Origin of the sequence: Bacillus sp. ok061 (assembly GCF_900108285.1) — a bacterium.
Classification (GTDB): domain Bacteria; phylum Bacillota; class Bacilli; order Bacillales; family Bacillaceae_G; genus Bacillus_A; species Bacillus_A thuringiensis_S.
On sequence record NZ_FNUW01000003.1, the window covers coordinates 311,520 to 333,353 of the forward strand.

Genomic DNA, 21,834 nt, shown 5'->3' on the forward strand with positions numbered 1-21,834 from the left:
AATAGACAGTGTTCTTAAAACTAAAAGTTTAAGAACACTGTCTATTATTTTGACATAGAAAGTAATATTTTCTCCATTTCTTTCTTAGTTAGCTCATCATCGATTATCTCTTCGTATATCTTTGTATCTCTTGTAAAAATATCATTCACTATGACAATCTGATACTCACTATTCTTTCCTTGTTCTGGTACAAACATTTTGAGCCCTTTTAACTTACCCTCTCCATGAGAAGATTTATTATAGACCATTCCTTTCCCGTCTAAATTATAACTTTCTAGATTCTCTTCTCCAGGCATCATGTAGTGAAGTGGATCCTTATTACCACCTGCATAAATCCTTGATTGGTAAATTGTAAAACCATATTTTCCATTTGTATATTCTGATTTAATAACTAACTCTACATCTCTTCCAAAATATGAATCAGCCCATTCTCTTTTCAACTCATAACCTTCAAGCATATAAGACGGGTGCTTAATTTGAAATGGTACATGTTCGTTTGCTTCTTCTATAGTATATGTTAAAGACTTCTCCACCCTTTCCGAAAGTGGAACTAATTTCTTCTCAATACTAGCTAATCTTTCTTGATCAGCTTTATTCAAACGTTCACGTTTAAATTCCTTTGTATCTCTATCATAATTCTCAGGTACTTTTTTATTAACCATTGCTTTTTTATGAATTTCTTTAGCTTCTTTAAATAATTGAATATACTGCTCAAATTCTTCTTTTGTAAAATTCTTTTCTGCCAAATACAAAAAATCTGTATCCCTTTTATATGACTTTATTGACATACCCCATTCTCTACTTGCATTCTCTGGTGTACCTAATACTGTTTCTATCGCTTTTTCAAAAGCTGCTTTAGATTGCTTTTTTTCTATAACCTTTTCTTCCTGTCTTTCATCTCCCTCAGTTATCTTTGCATTTAATAAAAATCCGCCTGCTATAGCTGCTATAGCAATAATCCCAAGTAAAGACAGACGATACGATTTCTTTTGGAACTTTTTAATCATAATGATTCTCCTTTTTAGTGTTCGTTTATTTCTACTTAAATTTGCTAGGCTTGGTACTTGATAGGAATAGTGTTCTAGAAGGGTAATAATTGTATGACCGTATGCAATTTGTTCCTCTTTATCCATAAAAGTAAGTGCATATGCATCACAGGCTAATTCTTGATCTTCTCGCATACAAAAATAGGCATACCAAAGAATCGGATTGAACCAATTTAATAGGATTAAACTGTACATAATCCAATTTACAGCTACGTCGTTTCTTTTAATATGAGCTAACTCATGGTAAAAGACATATTGTAATTGTTGCTCATTTAATACTTTCATATGTTTTTTTGATAGTAATACTTTTGGGCGGAAGAAACTAAACACAGTTGGGCTCGCAATCTTTCCCGCTAGACGTAACGAAACTGCCTTCTTCACTTTCATAGACTGCTTACAGCGATTAAACACTGTAATGGCCTGTTCATCCATAATATCCGGTTGTTTCTGTATGTAAGAATATAACCGTCTATTTGTAATAAACGTTATGACTGCTAATACGATTACCCCAGCTAGCCAAACATACAAAGCAATTTTGTATAAAGACAATGTAGTCTGTTGTTCCGAACTCGCGTTTACTTCAGGTTCACTATTTTTTGTCACAGTTTCAGAATTTGATTCTAATTCCACTTTACGGTCGCTTTCTATGTTCACTATATTCTCAGTAGCCGGCATATTTTTTGGAATAACTTCCGATACGCTAGAACGATAGGAAAATAATGAATAAATACTATAAGAGCTATCCGGTGACCACGGTAAAAGGAGTCTTATCATTAATACAATCCACAGGATATATTGCCACCGGGGTGTTAATTTATTTCTAAATAGAACTTTTATACATAAAATAAATCCAACTAATATGCTAGCCATAAGTGACGTTTCTATAAGCCAATCAAATAAATGAGGAAGGTATACATTTATAAGCGTGTTTATCATTTTTATCGATCCTTCCTCTTATTCTCCTCTGTCTTCTCATCTAAAATGCGTTTTAATTCATTAATATCTTCTGAAGATAATTTCTCCTCTTTTAAGAAATTAACAAGTAATTGTTTAAAAGCTGCACCGCAAAAACGCTTTAGTAAAGATTTCGTTTCCACTTGCAAATAATTATCTTGTGATACTAACGGATAATAAGCATACATCCGCCCTTTATCTTGATGGTAAGAAACGGCTTCCTTTTGCACTAATCGATTAATTAATGTGCGGATTGTTTTCGGTTTCCAGTCCATTGCATCTTCCAGTTCTTCTATAATTTCATTCGCTGTTTGCGGAGAACTCGACCAAAGTACTTTCATAATTTCTAATTCCGCTTCAGATATTTTAGGTAATTGATTTGTCATCGTATGTTTCACTCCTAAGTATTACATTTGTAATCTATAATTAAGATTACAAATGTAATACTTAATTGTCAACCATATTTTAGAAAAATTAATTTCAGCTAAACCTTACTTCACAACAACAAAATTCCTCTTTTTCAAATAATCAAATAAAAAAACAAGAAAATCTTTACAATTAATAGTAATATAGAAAATAGACAAGTTTATCAAAACAGTGGAGGCTTTTTCAGTCATGATGCGTGCACTTCGTTTAAATATAAAGCAAGCTTTTTGTAATCGTGTTTCTTTAATTATTATGTTTAGTGGACTAGCTCTTATTTTTATTTACCATTATTATTATGTAATTCGTTACATTGGGGATGGAACGGATGCCTTTGTAACAACAGCTTTTAAATGGATTGGATTTCGCGACAATGAAATGGATGTTTATTTATTATTAATGCCCGTTATTGCTAGTTTCCCCTTTAGTACAAGTTACAATTCGGATAAATCAGATGGTTTTAAACCGTTTGTAAGTAAAGGGATTTCTTTGTTCCCTTATTCAGTAACGAAATATATCGTTACATTCTTTTGTGGCGGATTTCTTTATACATTTCCATTCATCTTATCGTTATTATTTTGCAAATTAACCATTCCAGATGGAGAACCGACGGCTGGTTCAGGCATTATAAATGATAATGGGATGTTTGCAAACTTATATTACGAATCTCCCCTCACTTACATTACTGTATATATCGGAATTAATTTTTTATTTGCAGGTTTAATGGCCCTTTTAGGACTTGCAGCATCTGCGTGGTCACAAAAGGACTATATGGCGATTCTTTTCCCATTTGCAGTTGCCTCCATTCCATACGTCCTGCTAAATACGATATTCCCTACAATAGGCGGAGCGCCTTTTCATTTATATGACCCAAAACAACCGTTACATGGCATGTCGCCGTATATTTTAACGATGCAATGCACTTTCTTCCTTCTCGTTAGCTTAATTATGTATATACAAGGAGTAAAACGTGATAGAAAAAAATATAGAAGAAGGTTGCAAAAAAGGGAGCGCTGTAGAAAAGCGTTTCAAACAATTTCAGACTAAATGATTAAACGAATAAGAGCGTAATTCCCTAAGTTAGCATAGAGAATTACGCTCTTATTATCATTACATATAATCATCCTCCACTTTACGGTGTACCTGCCAATCCCCATAAGATAACGAACACCGCAAAATAAATCGCTTTAATACCTATCACTGAACATAATAAAATAATTGCATATTTACTTAATTCTCTTCTTGCACCTATTAAAGTAAAAATAACCGCCAAGCTAAAAGTTATATAAGAAGCTGTTGTATTAATTAAGTTATACGTAATATCTAGATTACTTGTAAGTCCTGTTATATCAGCTACAAACTGAAGCATGACGATTGTACTAAAGAAAATTGCAAGCTGATTCATTAACTTTCCATTTATTCGTGCTTGCATCACTGCCCTCCCGACGACTGAATATTCTATTAATTTTATCATCAGATTACAAAAAAAGGAATCATCTCTTTATACTATTGATTCAGAAACAAAAAAGAACGCTTAGTCACCTAAGCGTTCCCCACTTTAAGAAGCCTTCTTCAAATCAATTTGAGCAAGTACTGGGTCGTGGTCACTTACACGTCCGTGCTCTTTCATTATGTTTGAGTTTAAGTGCACTGGATCTACAATTGTGTGCGGTGCGATGTTGTTTGTTACTAAAATATGATCTAACACTTGTGCATTTCCTTCGTGAATGTACGTGTAACGATTCTCTTTCGGCACTGTGTTTAACATATCTTTTAAGATTGTTCCCTCTAGTGTTTTTAATGGTTTAGAGAATTCGAAATCGTTCATATCACCTAACACAACAACTGGTGCATTCGTATTCTTTTTCTGAATTCCTTGCACAAAATGATTTACTTCTTGTGCTAACTGAATTCGTTTGTCTTCACTTTTTAATACGAGCGGTTGCACTTTTCCAAATGGCGTTGCATCTCCTAGTTTTGAGTTTAAGTGATTTGCAACGACAACAATGTTTTGTCCTTGGAACGTAAATTCTGCCGCTAACGGTTTACGTGTACTTTCAAATAATGGATTTTCGTCTCCAATACGAACAACATTTTTATCAAGTAACTTCGGTACCGTCGCTAATTTCACGCGTGATGGATTATAGAAGAAGCCGACGCGAATATTCGCTCCTGGTGCTCCTCCGTCTTGATTATTGTTTGGAGCGATTTCGACATACTCATACTTCGGTCCACGAATTTCTAGAACTGCATCAATGATACGTTTTGCGCTTAATGACGCATCTGTTGTACCGTCATTAATTGATCCGTTATTATCTTGCATTTCCTCTACACCGATAATATCTGGCATTTTTAAGTTGTATTTAATAGAATACGCTAACGCTTTTACCTTTTCATCTGTTGTTTCTTTTTTATTCGCTGAGAAGTTTTCAATGTTATATGTAGCAACCGTTAACTTATCAAGACGTGGCTGAATATTTGCCCCTACTTGCTTAAATACACCATCCAATACAGCTGGCAATTCTGTTATTGGCGAAATACGGAAAGAACCGTAATCATATCCTACTACCCCTATTATATCTCCAGTGAAAGTATCTCCTACTTTTGCTACATAATCGCGAGGTACTTTTACAGAAAGACGCTCTGGGTTTAATTGATTTTCATCTAATAGAGGTGTGCCATATTGTGTTACTATTTTATCTCCACCATTTTTTACTGTTACATATAAATTTCCGTTTTTCTGAGGTGCAATAATTTTTGGTGTTGGCATCGTAACACGCATACCTTCTATACTTTCATAGAAGTCGATTGCATCTTCATTTGGATCAAATAAACCAAATGCATCATTATCAATAATCTGGTCCGGGATTTTCACACCGTTTTCCCCAAGTACAATCGGTGCCGGCAAAGATTGATCTTTTGCGATTACAGCAACGCGACTCGCCTTAATTTCTGTCGTCGTTAAGTCTGTTTCAAATCGCTCTGCATATCCTGGTCCAACATATTCTTCTACTACTCCATCAACTTGAATAAGATCTCCTACTGCTACATTCGCATCTTTTTTATATACGTACATACCTTCTGAAGTAGCTGGATCATTATCCGGCTGATTATCTTCTATATAAAAGCCGTTTTTATCAAGCGATGTGACAACGCCTTCCACATTGTTTACTTTCTTCCCGTTGTAAGAAGACATATGTGATTTCCCTTGAATGTCATGAATACGAACCTGTTCATTATTTACGATAATAAATGAAAATGTCGAAATTGCTGAAGAAGTAAGCCCTTCTTTTTCCGCGATTGCTTTCACTACACTATTTTCATTCACTACAATTTGTCCATTATAACGAACACTCTTATTAGTAGGATTAGAGCCATCTAACGTATAGTAGATTGTTGCGCCTTCTGTATTCGTCGTTAATGTTACCGCTGTTCCTCTAGCAACTTCTCCGCCGTTCGGTGAAGCTAATACATCGCTAACACGGTCTTGTCCTTCACCTTGAAACTTATAAGCTGTTACTGATTTTAGACCTGGGTTACTAAAATATAATTCAAGAGTCCCTGTTAAATTAACTTTCTTCCCGATATTTTCAGGATGATCTTTTACATTCACTGCCGTTCTCACATCACCTTTTGGCAACTGAACGGGCATGATTTTGTCTGGATTCGTTTCGTTTGGCGAATCTGCAATTGCTACGTTTGTATCATCAAACTTAGCTGGATCCTTCGTATATTTAGAAGAACTTTGCGTATATCCAACAATATATCCTTCTACTATCCCCTTCGTTTTCCCTTGCTGCTTAAATACTTGAATTGCTTTTTCTACTGACATAGAAGCAGTTTCTTCTGCTTGCGCTAAAGTTCCAGTAAATGAAAGCAATAGCAAGAATGATAAAAAGACACTTAACAATTTCTTCACAGCCATTTTCCTCTCTCTATTTCATATTTTCTCAGCATTTCTATCATAACAAATGATTCGTTATATAGAACTATATTTCGACAAATTTTACAAAAGATTTATTTAATTTACAAGCTTTCAAACTATAATACAAAATAATAATTTTACACCTTCTACAAATGCACTCTATAATGTTAGAGAGAGAAAACAGAAAATATCGACATTTAATTGGCATGTAAAATGGATTCATTTGAATAGGAGTGATTGGATGGAAGTACAAACAGAAACATACCGCGCAGCTATGAATGGAACATTAGAACGTCATTTTTCAGATATGATTGCCGTTATACCAACTAGAATTACAATTGAGCAGTTAAAACAGCGACTAGAAACTATCGCTACTAAAGTTGATGATTTAAAAATTGTTTATAGTGATAAGACAAGCCTTATTGTTGAATTACATATGGGTGAAACAGTCATACCGTATGAACTGCATATTGATGAACCGAACGATCCAGAAGGATATAAAATGTACAATAGACAAGATTCTACAATTGTAGATCGTAATTTTGAAGATGCGGCTTTCGGCACTGAAATTTTCACTCGTACGCTATTTGTAGGCGATGTACTGGACTGCTTTTTCCAGCAGTTACAGTTTTTATGGAATCTCGCCCCAGATTTGTTATTTGTAATCGATTCAAGTGCAGCAATGAAAGTGATATCTAGAAGCTATATTGAATATCACGTTGAAAATGAATTATTACCTGACATTCCTGACTTATACGTTATTCATTCCGTTTATGAAGACGATAAAGACGGTGAGCCTACGCAATATTGGTTTCATACACATGGTCTTTTAAGAGCAGGCGTAACTGAAATAGAGTTAATTATTCCAAATCGCATTTCTTCCTACTACGGCATTAGCGATCTCTTTCAAACATTTGCTAATAATGCCGTTGAGAATGGACAAGTCCCTATGAATGAGCCTATCGTTATCGCACATAGTCAGCAAGGTTCTATACATACAGTCGCTGTTCCGTGGGAAAAAGGATTATCTTATATAGGGCATAAAACGAGTATGGACCAATTATCTTCAATCGAGGATGAAGAAGTGAAACTACAACCAATAGATACACAAAATACATTCTTAGGCGGAATGGATGCCCGAGATGAATACCATCAATCTCCATCCGTTCTCTTATTCAAATTTAATACTTCAGAAAAATATATTGAAAGTTTTTTCAAAGAACACGAGGAAGCTACAGGGCTCATGTTCTATAAAACAAATAGTGAAACCAATCGTATGGCTTACAATGCGAAAAATACTTTCGGGTATTTCAGCAACATTTTTCACATTGAACAATCAAATGAAGATTTTCGTTTCCTTGCTAAGTTTGGTGTCTCCTACGAAGAAGGAAAAAGTGAACATATGTGGTTTGAAATGCAAAACATTACGGAAGATTTCATTCAAGGAATACTCATTAATGAACCATATTTTATAGAAGATATGAGTGAAGGAAATCGTTATCATTTAGATTTTGATAACTTAACAGAGTGGGTTATTTATGCAGGAGATGCCGTTATAAAGCCAAATAGCTTATATATGTTTATTGGCGAATAAGTATTTTATATAACAAACGAAATGCCTTCAATATGATTGAAGGCGTTTCTTATAGTTTATTGTGCGATTAATTCAGCATCTATTACTTTCTCCAAATGAGATAATACACGCTTTGCAGCTTCCTCACCTTGATTAATACAATCTGGAAGTCCAGCACCAGCATAGGAGCTACCTGCCAAGTATATACCAGGCAACTCTTTCTGCATAAATGTTGTGAGCTTTTTCATTCGCTCGTTATGGCCTACTGTATATTGAGGCATCGCTTCTTTCCAGCGGCTTACAATTGTAAACTCTGGATCCTCTGTAATATCCATCGTCTTTCTTAAATCTTCTAGTACGAGCTGAACGAGTTCTTCTTCAGTTTGTTCTACAACCGCTTCATCACCAGCACGTCCAACGTAACAGCGAAGGAGTGTTTTTCCTTCTGGCGTTGTATGTGGCCATTTTTTATGCGTCCACGTACATGCTGTAATCGTGTAATCGCTATTTCGTGATACGACAAATCCTGTACCATTAATATCGCGCTTGATTGCGGACTTTTGGAAAGCAAGTGCGACATTCGCAACGGATGTGGATGGAATATTACGGAAGAAACGAAACTGCTTGTACTGAGCAAACATGGACGGCAATACTTTATGCGAAGTTGCCACTACGATGGCGTCCGCTTCTATTTCTTTTCCGTTACTAAGAGTAATCGTATAACCATCACCCTGTTTTGCAACTTTTTCAATGCGAGTTCCCTTTATTATCGTACCTTCATGCATCTTTGCTTCGAGAGATTCTACGATAGATTCTAAACCTGTTTTCACTGTTTGGAAGATTCCTTTTTTCGGTTCAGCTTTCTCTTCTTTCGGAACGAGCGTACGCATACCGAGTGAAATACTGCGATGTTTCTGCTCAATCTGATACATTTGCGGGAATGTTGACATTAAGCTCATTTCATCAATATCCCCTGCATAAATACCCGATAGTAATGGTTCTATTAAGTTTTCAACCACTTCGTTTCCGAGACGGTGTCTGAAAAATTGACCGAGTGATTGATCAGATACTGGCTTTGACCTCGGCATTAATAGATCAAAACCAGCTCTTAGTTTACCAATTGGGGAGAACAGCCCGGAAAATAGAAACGGCGTAATTTGCGTTGGAATTCCCATCATTGATCCATTCGGCATTTTATGTAACCGATTGTTTACGAGGATAAATGATTGACCGGCCTGATTATTTACAAGTTCATCGCCAAGACCTAATTCTTTCACTAATCTAGCTGCACTTTCTTTTCGTGCTAAGAAAGAATCTGGCCCACGTTCAATTGTAAATCCATCTTTTCGAACGGTTTGAATTTTCCCGCCAAGTTTACCCGATGCTTCTATAAGTAATGTATCGATCGGCAAGTTTTTTTCATGAATATTTTTTTGTAAGTTATACATTGCTGTTAATCCAGTGATGCCTCCGCCGACGATCACAACTTTTTTCCTCAAGCAGGCTCCCCCTTTCTTCTTACAGTACAGATTCTTTTTTCTTTAATACAACATCTGTTAAGCAATCAATAAATGCGTCTGATGCATTTGGCATTTCTGGACGATAATATTTCGCGCCAATTTCATCCGTTACAACTTTACACTCAAAGTCATTGTCATATAAAACTTCTAAATGTTCAGCAACAAATCCAACTGGTGCATATACGAATGAAGTATAACCGTGCTTTTCATTTAGTTCCCTCGTTAAATCTTGTACATCTGGACCAATCCAAGGATCTGGTGTGTTTCCTGCACTTTGCCAGCCTACTGCATAGTTTGCTACTTCAGCTCCGCGCGCGATATAATCAGCTGTTTCACTTAATTGATCTGGATATGGATCGCCCATTGCAATAATTTTCTCTGGTAAGCTATGTGCAGATACGATTAATACTGCTTTTTCACGCTCTGCATCTGACATACCGTTATATATACCTTTCACTGCATCAACCCAGTACTGGATGAATTTCGGCTCTTTATACCAGCTATCAATGCCGTGAATTGTTAAGTTTCCAAGTTTCTCAGCTTCTTCTTGTGCTCGTCCAACGTATGATTTCACGCTAAACGTAGAATAGTGAGGTGCAAGAACAAGTGCGATTGCATCTTGTATTCCGTCGTTATGCATATCTTTCACCGCATCTTCAATAAACGGTTCAATATGTTTTAAACCAAGATACATATGGTACTCTACTTCATCTTGTACTTCATTTAAACGCTGTTCTAACTTCTTAGCTTGCTCTAATGTAATAGTAGCTAAAGGAGAAATACCACCAATTGCACGGTAACGCTCTGTTAAATCTTCCAGCATTTCAGGACTTGGCTTTCTTCCTCTACGAATATGTGTATAGTAACGTTCAATATCTTCTTCTTTATATGGCGTTCCGTATGCCATTACAAGCAAACCAATTTTCTTTTTCATACAGCAATTCTCCTTTACTTCGCTAACTGCCCTTTAGAGTATTCATGAATAAATGTAGTTAAACGTTTTAATGTATCCGGATTTACTTCTGGGAATACACCGTGACCTAAGTTAAAGATATAACCCGGCTGTTTCATCCCTTGATCTAAAATACCTTTTACATGTTCTTCAATAACAGACCATGGTGCAAGTAAGAACGAAGGGTCCATATTTCCTTGTACCGCCTTATGAACGCCGCGTGCACGTGCTTCTTCGATCGGTAAGCGCCAATCTAAGCCAACTACATCAAGCGGTAAGTCGTGCCATTCATTTACTAAGTGTGCAGCTCCTACGCCATGCATAATCATCGGTACACCCATCGTGCGAACTTCTGCAAAAATACGCTCCATTGCTGGTTTAATAAATACGCGGTAATCTGCTACGTTTACTGTTCCAACCCAAGAATCGAAAATTTGAACTGCTTTTGCTCCTGCGTTAATTTGCGCTTTTAAATATGTAATAACCATATCTGCTAGCTTATCCATTAATGCGAACCAAGCTTTCGGCTCTGCATACATAAACGCTTTCGTATTATGGTAGTTACGAGATGGACCACCTTCAATCATATAGCTCGCTAATGTAAATGGAGCTCCTGAAAAACCGATTAACGGTACGTCTAACATTTCTGTCGTTAATAAACGAATTGTATCTAGTATGTACGGTACGTCATCTTCTGGATTGATTTCCCCTAGTTTTTCTACGTCTTGTAAAGAACGGATTGGGCTATCGATAACTGGGCCAATACCAGATTTAATTTCTACATCCACACCAATTGCAGGTAGTGGTGACATAATATCTTTATAAAGAATTGCTGCGTCTACGTTATATTGATCAACCGGCAATTTTGTAACGTAAGCACATAACTCTGGATTGTGTGTAATTTCAAATAAAGAATACTTTTCTTTAATCTTTCTATATTCCGGCTGTGAACGACCTGCTTGACGCATATACCATGCTGGTACATAATCGGTACGTTCCCCCCTACATGCTTTTAAAAATGTCTCATTTATAGTTCTTACCAAGACCCTTGCTCCCTTCCTTACCAATGCTTCGAATACGTTCGATATTTATCTTTTTTTACTATACAGCTTGTAAAAACAAAATGCATAATATTATGTACGTTGTTCATTAAATTGACACAAACATTCGTAAAAACGCTTACTATTTTCACAACATTCTTATTATAACACAGAGAAAAACTATGGTTTAGCTACTTTTGACTTTTCTCCTTCACGATTCGTTTGTGTATTATATGGTACAACGTAAAAGCTCGGTTTTGAAAATATGTTAACGAACTTTTCCTCATATTCCCCAGCGCCATTTACAGTGCTAACATGCGTATGAATTCCGTTCTCCACTCTATAGATTCGGTACATAATTCTGTTATCTGGAAGTGGCGTCCAGCTTAATTTTGCTTTAAATAAACCGAAAGGGCTAAATGATAGTTTCATTTTTACATCTTCAATTTTGCGCAGCCGAATCGGAGCGCCGATTGTTTCCACACCTTCAGGCTTCATAAACTTCTCTTTATGTTCTACATTAGCCTTCGTTAAAATTTTCTTGAACAATTTTGTCGCAGATGCACTTTCTCCTTGCAACTGATGCTCCTTATCCGTACGGTCATAACCAATCCAAACAGCGCCTACTAAGTTAGGTGTATAGCCGACGAACCACATATCTCTTGCTCCCTTATCGTCATTTGGCAATGAAGTTGTACCCGTTTTTCCAGCTAACGCACCGTTATATACACCAGCTCTCGCTGTCCCTTCCTTCACAACTCCTTCTAACATTTTCGTCATATACCATGCTGTCTGCTTCGAGAAGATTTTCGTCTCTACTTTTGGAGATTCCCCAATGACTGCACCGTGTCTATTTAATACTTTATCAATAACGTGCGGCTCAATAATATTTCCATTTGCTAAAAATGAACGATACATTTTTACAAGATCAAATGTTGAAACGCCATTTTTTAGTCCCCCAAGCGCTGTACTTAAACCAGCATCTGCAATATGGACATTTCCTTTTTCTAAATATTGCTTTCCTTCTTCTACCCCTAACTCATTTAATAAAGAAACTGCCGGTACGTTTGCCGACTCTAAAATTGCATCATACATCGTCATTTCTTTTGAATACTCATGATTATAATTTCGAGGTTCATACCCTTCAAAAGAATTTCTTTCATTTGTTAATAAAGAATACGGATTATACTTTTTCGTTTCTAGTGCTGGTGCATAAACGATAAGTGGTTTTAAAACAGATCCGGGCTGCCTTTTGGCAAAAACACGATTAAATCCTCTCGGGACGTACTTTCTTCCCCCAATCGCCGCTTTAATCCCTCCCGTACGATTATCCATTAATAAGAAAGCACCCTGCGCCCCTTCTTCTTTCCCAGGAAAATTCCTTGCATCTTGAAACTGGTTATATGCTACCTTTTGAATCTTTTCATCCATAGGTACGACAAACGTATATCCTCCGCGAAGTACTTCTTGATGAGACAACCCGTATAAACGAGCGGCTTCATCTATGACCATATCAATATACGGCATATATGCAAGCTCATTCTCATCTAAATTTTTATATAGAGCAATTGTCTTCCCTTGATAACGAACGCTTTCTTCTGCAGTCAAATAGCCTTGTTTATGCATAAGTGACAATACTAGATCGCGGCGTTCCTTACTCTTCTCTGCAGAATAGTACGGTGAATATCCGTTTGGTGACTTCGGAAGGCCTGCAAGCATTGCCCCTTCCTCTACTGTTAAATCCTCAACATTTTTATTAAAATACAACTTTGCTGCCGCTTGAATACCGTAAGCCCCATGACCAAAATAAATATGATTCATATACATTTCAAGAATTTGTTGCTTCGTATATTTTTGCTCTAATTGAAGAGAAATTGCGACTTCCTTCAATTTGCGCGTAAATGTTTTTTCACGAGTTAAAAAGACGTTTTTAGCGAGTTGCTGCGTAATGGTACTACCGCCCTCTACCTTCTCTCTAGCTAACGTATCTTTATAAAGAGCACGGAATATAGACGGATAATCAATCCCTTGATGCTCATAAAAACGAGAATCTTCCACCGCAACAAACGCCTGCTGCACATACTTCGGAATTTGCTCGATCGGTACGAGGTCTCTATTTTCTACGTATAATTTCGTAATTTCTTTCCCTTTCTGGTCAACGATACGTGATGAAGAGTGGAAAACGAGCTGCTTTTCATCCATCATATAGCCACCAGCTAACACGATAAGTTTATAGAGTACAATCGCTACTACGAACGTTGCGACGCCGCCTAATAAAGTCCACTTTACTTTCTTCATACATCGTCCTTCTTTCCAAATGATGGTACATTTATTATTTGAAAAAGAAGTATCTTTATGTATATAATCTTCGAAGTTTTTTAAGAGAGTTGATATAATAGAAACAAACTAGTAAGGGGGCATTAAAATGAAGGCTATTATTTCATACGAAACACCTCTAGAACAAGCACATTTCACTGCAAAAAATGATGAGAAAAATATGTTTTATAAAGAAAATACAGAAGAATCTGTAGAAGGTTCACTTCAGTATGACGTACTAGATGCTGTCGGCGAATTTAAAGGACAACCTGGCTATATCGTTTGTAACAACATTTCTGTAACAGACGAAGGTCGCCCTGTATTTGAAAACCGCTTTAAAAACCGCGCAGGCCTTATTGAAAACGAACCAGGATTCCAAGCAATCCGTGTTCTACGCCCATTAAGTAACGATACATATGTCATCTTAACGATGTGGGAAACAGAGCAAAACTTTAAAGATTGGACAGAATCACGTTCATTCGAAAACGCTCATAAAAAACGCCCCACGCAAGCAGAAGGACAACCTCAGGCTCAAGCGCATCCACATGCAGAACAGCAAAAGAGTATTTTCTCTCGTCCTTCTTTTGTGACTACTTTTGATGTGTTAGTTTAATTAAAAAGTGATACACCACTGACAGTACGTGAAATTATATTAACGATTTTTCGAATATATCTATCATATCTTTGAATATATCAACGATTTTTTCAATTTATCTATCACATCTTGAAATATATCAACGATTCGACTAAAGATATCGATTTAATGACAAAAAGGAAACACCATTACACACCGGTGTTTCCTTTTTCTTTGTACCAATTATATATACGAAGTGAATCTTTTTTTCTCATATGCTTTACTTCATAACCGCGCCCGGCTACCGCTACAAGAGTTGTACATAATTCATCTTTTCTTTGAAAATACGATTGATCATAACCTACTACTTGAACATGTCTTCTTCGCATTATTCCTGTATATTTCGAAAAATTACGATATACAACCGTTAGTTGATTTTCTCTTAATTCATAACCGCCACTTTTATATCTAGCATACGCAAGTAACGAAAACACGATAAATAACGGTAAAATAACAAACAACGCAATATATTGTTTAAAATATATACTCACGCTGGCAATTAGAACTGTGAGTATGATACTTATTAACCAGCCCATAATGAAATAACGACGCAACGCTGTTTTTGGTAAGTGAACGATCTCCGCTTCGATTTCATAAGGTAACTCTAAATATGTGAGCAGGTGCTGTACATCTTTTTTCTTCATAAATGGATGCAACATTACTTCGTTACTTGCTGCTCCAATACTTTGAATTGCTTCCACTTCAACAGCACAATAGCCAAACGGCTGGCGAAGCATACCTTCTTTTACAGTAATCGCTTGAATGCGGTGCAATTTTAAGACAAACTCTTTCTTTTCAAATAATCCTTGAACGATACGAATCTCTTCCCCTTTTCGCTCAATTTTAAAGTTTGCATATTTCAACACATATCCAGCCGTGGAAATAATCCACGAAATTGCCATTAAAATTAATGCAATTACAATTAGTTTATAAACACCGTTTCCCATCACATACGCTTCTACTTTACTTGTGAATCCTTCAGGAAGAACAAAATCAAACTTTGTGTAAAGAAGTACTAGTCCAGAGAACACTAGTCCGAACCGACCAGATGTAATCGCTGCGGCTAAAACCTCTTTCGCTGTTAACTGATAAACCGTCTTGCTTTCTTCCTCTTCTATTTCTTCTTTTACAGTAGTTTCTTTCTTATGTAATAAAGAGATTAAATGTTTTGCCTCGTCTTCTTTAATACCAGCCAACATCACTTCTGGTTCATTACCACCACCGGCTACTTCTATATTTAACTTCATAAGTCCGAGCATTTGATAAATGATGTTAGAAGACGTACTAATATTTTGTACACGCTCTTTATTTAAATAGCTTTCCTTCTTTACAAAAACACCGTGCTTTATATGTAAAATATTATTCTCAATCCAGTACACTTTAAAATACCATTTAATTGCTGAAAAAATAGCCATGATGAATAAAACAACCAGAAGGAAAAGATAAAATAAATACCAAGGTTCCACTTGTTCATCAGGTTTAAATAAAACAAGAATAATAAGTGGCAACAAACTCGCAACCCTAATACCTAACAATATCGTGATCGGATGTTGCCTCTTATACATCCTCATCACTCACGTTCGCAAGTTCTCCAATTTGTCTTTTCAGCTGTTCTGCTTCTCCTTTCGTTAAACCTGGGATACTATGAGAAGTTGCGGCTGTTGAAATGTGTAATTCTGCTAAATTATACTTTCTCATAATTGGCCCTTGCTCAATCGTTACGTGCTGCACACGGATCATCGGAATAAGTACGCGTTTTACAACGAACATTCCCTTTTGAATCTCAATCTCTTCTTCATTTAATCTGTAACTATAATAGCGCTGACGTAAATTTGGAAACACAAAATAATCAAGTGGAATAAATATAATGGCTCCTGTTACTAATAGTCCAAACAACCAGCCCCACCAGTTAAAGTTAATCATAAAAAAGAAATACGCAATTACGACTGTTAGTATAACTGCCGCCCCAATTAAAGCGTGAATCCTCCACACTTTCAGCATATTAGAATGAATCTCCCTTTCTAACGGCTGCATCTCATCACTCCAATTCTATGAATTTATTACTTATATATTATCAAAAAATAAGGTTTTATATACAATTTTGTAAATTTATAGTCAAATAAAAATAGTTGAATCAAAAGCATGTTAAAAAACATACCTCAGTTTTTAAAATTACATATTATAAATATGAATTATATTGAAACAAATAAACCCTGCATGATTCATGCAAGGTTTATCGTTTTATACACAATATATTTCATTATTGTTGAGATATACTAGCATCGCTTTCAATTCGCTTTTCTTTTTGGCTCAGTTTTTTATCTTTAGATTTTTTTAATGTTAAAGTCATGCCAATAAAAATAAAAAGAATTCCTGTTATTTGCATTAAAGTTGGACGGAATCCAGTAAGTACAGTATCTAATAATATTGCCACTGCCGGATCTAAAAAAACTAATATTGAGATTGTTTTTGTAGATAAATGGCGTAAACTATCAAAAAACAGATAATACACTATCCCTGTGTGAATAAAACCAGTAGCTATAATATATGTCCAATTACTTTGAGTGAGGCCACTAAAAGCATCTAAATCTATAAATGGTATTAAAAGAAATATCCCCAAGAATGTTTGTAAAAATGTCATTGCATACGCACTCATTTTATTAATCCCTTTACCAAATAAAGTTGTAAATGCATAAAAGAGAGCTGCAAGAAATCCCCATATCATACCTGAAGACATTAATGAACCGAAAGAGAAGCTTCCATCGATACCAGCAATTAATAAAGCTCCTGCAAAACACACAATTATTGAAATAATAGATATTAATGTTAATTTTTCTTTAAAGACGATACTTCCAATTAACAGTACAATTACTGGTGCAAGATGATAAACTGAGATAGCAATTGTAACTGACATATTTTCAAAGGCTTTAAATAAGAAAACCCAATTAAATACTAAGAAAAAGCCACATATTAAAACTTGAATAACTTCTTTTCGTTCCCATTTATCTTGTTTATATTGCCCTGTAAGCAACCAGCATACACTTAAAAATATTGTCGCAAAAATACACCTTACAAACACTAATTCAAACGAAGGTAAGTTTGTTTGAACCGAAAAAAATCCAACTGATCCAAAGATAACCATTGATGCTATCATCTTTAAAGCCGGTACCGTTTTCTCTTGCTTAAAACTTTTTTGAAGCAAATTAATCCCCCTCCAATAAAAAATCGGTTTATAGTGAGAAAAACACCAGCCTTAAAAAAGGACAGGTGCTTTTCCTCAAAAACACTCAATTACAAGTTTTTCCCAGCGGTCCAACCACCATCAATTACAAAATTAGAACCAGTAATAAAGCGGGCCTGATCAGAAATCAAGTACTCAATACATGAAACAATATCCTGCGGCAACCCCCAAGTATCTAAAGATTGATTACTTTTTATCATAGACATCAAGGCTTTATTACTAAAGTATTCTTCTGTAAGTTCAGTTCTAATAACACCGGGAGAAATACTATTTACTCTTATATTTTGCTTCCCAAATTCCATAGCCATCTGTTTAGTCAATCCGATTAAGGCATGCTTTGATGCCACATAAGCAGCTCGCTCTGGTTCAGCCATTAATCCAGAAACCGATGCTATATTCACAATACAACCTTTTATTTTTGATTCACACCATCGCTTCGCTACTTCCCTAGAAAGGATAAATGGGGCTACTAAATTTACATCAATTACTTTTTTAAACATATCATCGGATAAATTTAAAACGGGTGTTATCTCTCGAATACCAGCAGCATTTATTAATATATCAGGAGAAAGGTTTTCTAAATCTAATTGAGTAAAAAGATTATGAATCGCTTCGCTATTACTTAAATCAATTTGCACTACTTTCAAAGGCATGTCTGTTTTCATATAATCTATTAAATTATTATTATTAATATCAAGCGCTATTACATGAAAGGATTTTTCTAAAAAGTATTTTATACAAGCATGACCTATACCACTATTGGCTCCAGAAATCATAATTATTTTATTCTCTCTCATTTTGTCTCCTTATAAGAAAATGTTACTAATAAAATATCACGAAAAGCCTCAGTACTACATTCTGTTCCAAGTGGCGTTACGGCATGGAAAACCTTTTGTCCAAATACTAAAGTTTCTAAAGGCTCCTTCAAACTTATAAACTGATTAATTTCCCTTGGAGAATTGGCTATTAAATTATCTCCGCCAATAGCTGTATTACTTAAATTCATAAGGTGTAAAAACACTACTGGTTCATCATCTTTATGTAACCAAATAGGTGAACTAAAAGATGGTCTTTCTTTAGTAGCTTTATATCTTACTTGATGTAAACCTATAATTAAATCTTTACTTGTATCTATTATATTTGTTTTAAATGCAAATTCAGTATCGAAACGCACGATATTTTGAATTAAAGGATTATATAAAAAACTATCATTTATGCTATGGAACTGTCTAACTTTACCGCCATCATCATAGTTATATTCTTTAGATTGGAAGTAATCATTACTATTATCTAAAATATAATCTGGTGAATCAACATACTTTATATACCTTGAATAAGATCTAGCACGGCATTCACCGTACGCATCATCTTCCAAATTATAATAATCTAACTGTGCTTGTGTTAATAAACGATGATTCTCTTCCTCTTGTAAAAAGATTTCATTTGAGATTTCAAGGAATCCTTTAGATTCAAATTCATGTACCTTTTCTTCTATGCTAAAGCCACTCATTTTACTAAGAACAAACGTCATTATAAAAACCTCCACACTATTGTATTTTTCTTTCTCACCCTATGTTAGAAATGCAATACGTAACCGAGATTCTTGCTTAATAAAATTAAAAATTATGATATTCAATTAATACACCAAATGAACTATATGTAATCCATTAAAACTATTTCTTAAGCAATATTATATATCCTTTTGATTATTTTTTCTAATTATCTGAAGATTTATCAATATTAGTCTTAATATTCTAAATTAAAGAAATGTATTTTTTGGAAAGAGAAAACTGCGAGTATTGCAATTATTTATGTATATAACTTTTTTTAAAATTATATTTTAAATATAGCTAGTTTTTTATAAATTTTTTGATATAATTACATACGGGAAACGGGAAGAATTTTGTCTTCCCATGTGTTTTTATTTGCATCTAGTTCTTTTGCTAGATGCTTTTTTTTATGCTAAAAAAGGTATCCTCAAATACTTTGAGGATACCTTTTCACTTTTATTATCTCTGCTGTTTTCTACCTAATACGAATAATCCAAAACTCATCATTACAAGAAGTGCTCCCATATATGGTTCCACAGGCATTTTCTGCCCTGTCTTCGGTAATTCTTTTTCCGGTTTTTCTGAATTCGGTGTTCCAGGTTTCTCTGGATTTGGTGTTCCAGGTTTTTCTGGATTCGGTGTTCCAGGTTTTTCTGGATTCGGTGTTCCAGGTTTTTCTGGATTCGGTGTTCCAGGCTTTTCTGGATCTGGTGTTCCAGGTTTTTCTGGATCTGGTGTTCCAGGTTTCTCTGGATCTGGTGTTCCAGGTTTTTCTGGATCTGGTTTTTCTGGACCTGGTGGTGCTAAATGATTCAATTTGTTTAATACTTCTAATTGAACTGCATTTATCATTCCATTTGTAATTTCAAATGGAATTGGATTAGTTAATTTTTCATATCCTTTTGGTGCTTCTACTTCTACTAGTGTGTAGTTACCTACAGATAGATCTGCGATTTTTGCCTTTCCATCTTTATCTGTTGTTACTTTCACTACTACTTTGCCCGCTTCATCATGAACTTCAAACACAGCTCCTGATAAGACTTCCTTGCTTTCAGCAGCCATTTTTGTAATCTCCACTGAACCTTTGTCTAACTGTTCATTCTCTACTTTCAATGATAAAACTTTCGTCATACCTTTTTTAATTTCGAATGATACTGGTTCCGTTAACTTTTTGTAACCTGGTAAGCTCTTCGTCTCTACTAATTTGTATTTTCCTACTGATAGATCTGAAATGTTTGCTTTTCCATCTTTATCTGTCGTTACTTCTGTTACTACTTTGCCTTGCTCATCTTGTACTTCGAAGACTACGCCTTCTAATACTTTTTGGCTATCTTTATCTACTTTTGTAATTTCTACATTTCCTACATCCACTAATTCATTTTCTACAGTCAATTGTAATGCTGTAACTCTACCTTTTTCAATTTCGAATGAAACTGGCTTTTCTAGTGGCTTGTATCCTGTCGGTGTTTCTACTTCTACTAACTCATACTTTCCAATAGATAAATCTGAAACGTTTGCTTTTCCTTCTTTATCCGTTGTTACTTTTGCAACTACTTTTCCTTTTGAGTCACGTACTTCAAATACAACATTTTCTAATGGAGCTTTACTGTCTTTATCTATTTTTGTGATTTCTACATTCCCCGTATCTACCATTTCATTTTCTACAGTGAACGTTAAAGATTTTGTCATACCTTTTGTAATTTCAAATGGTACAGGCTTTTCTAATTTTTTGTAGCCTGGTAAACTCTCTACTTCTACTAGCTTGTACTTTCCTACTGATAAATCTGAAACTGTTGCTTTTCCAGCTTTATCTGTCGTTACTTTCGTTACTACCTTGCCTTTGTCGTCTTGAACTTCAAAGACTACACCTGCTAACGGTGCCTTATTATCTTTATCTATTTTTGTAATTTCTACATTTCCCTTATCTACCATTTCATTTTCTATTTTTAATGATAGAACTTCTGTCATTCCTTTTTTGATTTCAAACGATACTGGTTCTGTTAATTGTTTGTAACCTGGTAAGCTTTCTTTCTCTACTAATTTGTACTTTCCTACAGATAAGTCTGAGATTTTTGCTTTACCATTTTTATCTGTTTTTACTTCCGTTACTACTTTGCCTTGCTCATCTTGTACTTCGAAGACTACGCCTTCTAATACTTTTTGACTATCTTTATCTACTTTTGTGATTTCTACTGAACCTTTGTCTAACTGTTCATTCTCTACTTTTAATGATAAGACTTCTGTCATACCCTTTTTAATTTCGAATGATACTGGCTCTGTTAACTTTTTGTAGCCTGGTAAACTCTCTACTTCTACTAGTTTGTAATTCCCTACAGATAGACCTGAAATTGTCGCTTTTCCTTCTTTATCTGTTTTTACTTTCGCTACTACTTTTCCTTTTTCATCTTGCACTTCGAATGTTACGCCTTCTAATGCCTTCTGGCTGTCTTTGTCCACTTTTGTAATATCTACTGAACCTTTATCTAACTGTTCATTCTCTACTTTTAATGATAAAACTTCTGTCATACCTTTTTTAATTTCAAACGATACTGGTTTTGCTAATTTTTTATATCCTGGTAAGCTTTCTACCTCTACTAGCTTATATTTTCCTACTGATAACTCTGAAACGTTTGCTTTTCCATCTTTATCTGTCGTTACTT

At 35.1% G+C, this 21,834-nt stretch carries 17 protein-coding genes; 3 read left to right on the forward strand and 14 right to left on the reverse strand.

What is annotated here, in order from left to right; genetic code table 11:
• Positions 1 to 44: 44 nt before the first annotated feature.
• Both C4S65_RS06715 and C4S65_RS06720 read right to left on the reverse strand, forming a co-directional pair.
• A complete protein-coding gene (locus C4S65_RS06715) occupies positions 45 to 1,982 on the reverse strand; it encodes a M56 family metallopeptidase (RefSeq protein ID WP_103945171.1) in 1,938 nt (645 codons plus the stop codon).
• A gap of 2 nt (positions 1,983 to 1,984) precedes the next feature.
• Positions 1,985 to 2,386 (reverse strand): BlaI/MecI/CopY family transcriptional regulator, encoded by a 402-nt coding sequence (locus C4S65_RS06720; RefSeq protein WP_098838270.1) that lies wholly within the window; start codon positions 2,384 to 2,386, stop codon positions 1,985 to 1,987.
• A gap of 229 nt (positions 2,387 to 2,615) precedes the next feature.
• Between C4S65_RS06720 and C4S65_RS06725 the strand changes: the two genes are divergently transcribed.
• Positions 2,616 to 3,470, forward strand: coding sequence for a hypothetical protein (locus C4S65_RS06725; RefSeq protein ID WP_000984161.1), 855 nt, complete (start codon positions 2,616 to 2,618; stop codon positions 3,468 to 3,470).
• 85 nt (positions 3,471 to 3,555) lie between these two features.
• On the opposite strand, the gene C4S65_RS06730 is transcribed toward C4S65_RS06725, so the two are convergent.
• Together C4S65_RS06730 and C4S65_RS06735 are read right to left on the reverse strand one after the other, a co-directional pair.
• Positions 3,556 to 3,855 carry a hypothetical protein gene (locus tag C4S65_RS06730; protein WP_001148895.1) on the reverse strand — a complete coding sequence of 100 codons (300 nt, stop codon included), beginning with the start codon at positions 3,853 to 3,855 and terminating at the stop codon, positions 3,556 to 3,558.
• A 126-nt stretch (positions 3,856 to 3,981) separates the two neighbouring features.
• Positions 3,982 to 6,348 (reverse strand): DUF6359 domain-containing protein, encoded by a 2,367-nt coding sequence (locus C4S65_RS06735; RefSeq protein WP_098838269.1) that lies wholly within the window; start codon positions 6,346 to 6,348, stop codon positions 3,982 to 3,984.
• A gap of 241 nt (positions 6,349 to 6,589) precedes the next feature.
• Between C4S65_RS06735 and C4S65_RS06740 the strand changes: the two genes are divergently transcribed.
• Positions 6,590 to 7,942: a DUF4026 domain-containing protein gene (locus C4S65_RS06740; RefSeq protein WP_000453724.1), complete on the forward strand. Its 1,353-nt coding sequence runs from the start codon at positions 6,590 to 6,592 to the stop codon at positions 7,940 to 7,942.
• 56 nt (positions 7,943 to 7,998) lie between these two features.
• Here the strand turns inward: C4S65_RS06740 and hemY are convergent, their stop codons facing one another.
• The 4 genes from hemY to C4S65_RS06760 all read right to left on the reverse strand — a co-directional run bounded on the left by hemY (position 7,999) and on the right by C4S65_RS06760 (position 13,731).
• Positions 7,999 to 9,420, reverse strand: a complete 1,422-nt coding sequence (gene hemY / locus C4S65_RS06745; protein ID WP_001228105.1) for a protoporphyrinogen oxidase — start codon at positions 9,418 to 9,420, stop codon at positions 7,999 to 8,001.
• Between the two features lie 19 nt (positions 9,421 to 9,439).
• On the reverse strand, positions 9,440 to 10,375 hold the full coding sequence (gene hemH / locus C4S65_RS06750) for a ferrochelatase (RefSeq protein WP_061666651.1): 936 nt from the start codon (positions 10,373 to 10,375) through the stop codon (positions 9,440 to 9,442).
• A 14-nt stretch (positions 10,376 to 10,389) separates the two neighbouring features.
• Positions 10,390 to 11,436: a uroporphyrinogen decarboxylase gene (gene hemE, locus C4S65_RS06755; RefSeq protein WP_098291955.1), complete on the reverse strand. Its 1,047-nt coding sequence runs from the start codon at positions 11,434 to 11,436 to the stop codon at positions 10,390 to 10,392.
• A gap of 177 nt (positions 11,437 to 11,613) precedes the next feature.
• Positions 11,614 to 13,731 (reverse strand): PBP1A family penicillin-binding protein, encoded by a 2,118-nt coding sequence (locus C4S65_RS06760; RefSeq protein ID WP_000756294.1) that lies wholly within the window; start codon positions 13,729 to 13,731, stop codon positions 11,614 to 11,616.
• A 127-nt stretch (positions 13,732 to 13,858) separates the two neighbouring features.
• Between C4S65_RS06760 and hmoB the strand changes: the two genes are divergently transcribed.
• On the forward strand, positions 13,859 to 14,362 hold the full coding sequence (hmoB, locus tag C4S65_RS06765) for a heme-degrading monooxygenase HmoB (RefSeq protein WP_000644064.1): 504 nt from the start codon (positions 13,859 to 13,861) through the stop codon (positions 14,360 to 14,362).
• 170 nt (positions 14,363 to 14,532) lie between these two features.
• Here the strand turns inward: hmoB and C4S65_RS06770 are convergent, their stop codons facing one another.
• The 6 genes from C4S65_RS06770 to C4S65_RS06795 all read right to left on the reverse strand — a co-directional run.
• The gene (locus C4S65_RS06770) at positions 14,533 to 15,948 is read right to left on the reverse strand and encodes a PH domain-containing protein (RefSeq protein ID WP_061666648.1); all 1,416 of its coding nucleotides are present in this window, start codon (positions 15,946 to 15,948) and stop codon (positions 14,533 to 14,535) included.
• Complete coding sequence (locus C4S65_RS06775; RefSeq protein WP_097821132.1) at positions 15,941 to 16,417, reverse strand: PH domain-containing protein; 477 nt, start codon at positions 16,415 to 16,417, stop codon at positions 15,941 to 15,943. The genes C4S65_RS06770 and C4S65_RS06775 overlap by 8 nt, the downstream gene beginning before the upstream one ends.
• 226 nt (positions 16,418 to 16,643) lie before the next feature.
• Positions 16,644 to 17,585: a DMT family transporter gene (locus tag C4S65_RS06780; protein ID WP_000939628.1), complete on the reverse strand. Its 942-nt coding sequence runs from the start codon at positions 17,583 to 17,585 to the stop codon at positions 16,644 to 16,646.
• Between the two features lie 89 nt (positions 17,586 to 17,674).
• Positions 17,675 to 18,421 (reverse strand): SDR family oxidoreductase, encoded by a 747-nt coding sequence (locus C4S65_RS06785; RefSeq protein WP_141526917.1) that lies wholly within the window; start codon positions 18,419 to 18,421, stop codon positions 17,675 to 17,677.
• A complete protein-coding gene (locus C4S65_RS06790) occupies positions 18,418 to 19,155 on the reverse strand; it encodes a 2OG-Fe dioxygenase family protein (RefSeq protein ID WP_000144818.1) in 738 nt (245 codons plus the stop codon). The genes C4S65_RS06785 and C4S65_RS06790 overlap by 4 nt, the downstream gene beginning before the upstream one ends.
• 478 nt (positions 19,156 to 19,633) lie before the next feature.
• On the reverse strand, positions 19,634 to 21,834 hold a 2,201-nt coding region (locus C4S65_RS06795), incomplete at its 5' end, for a SpaA isopeptide-forming pilin-related protein (RefSeq protein WP_181032128.1).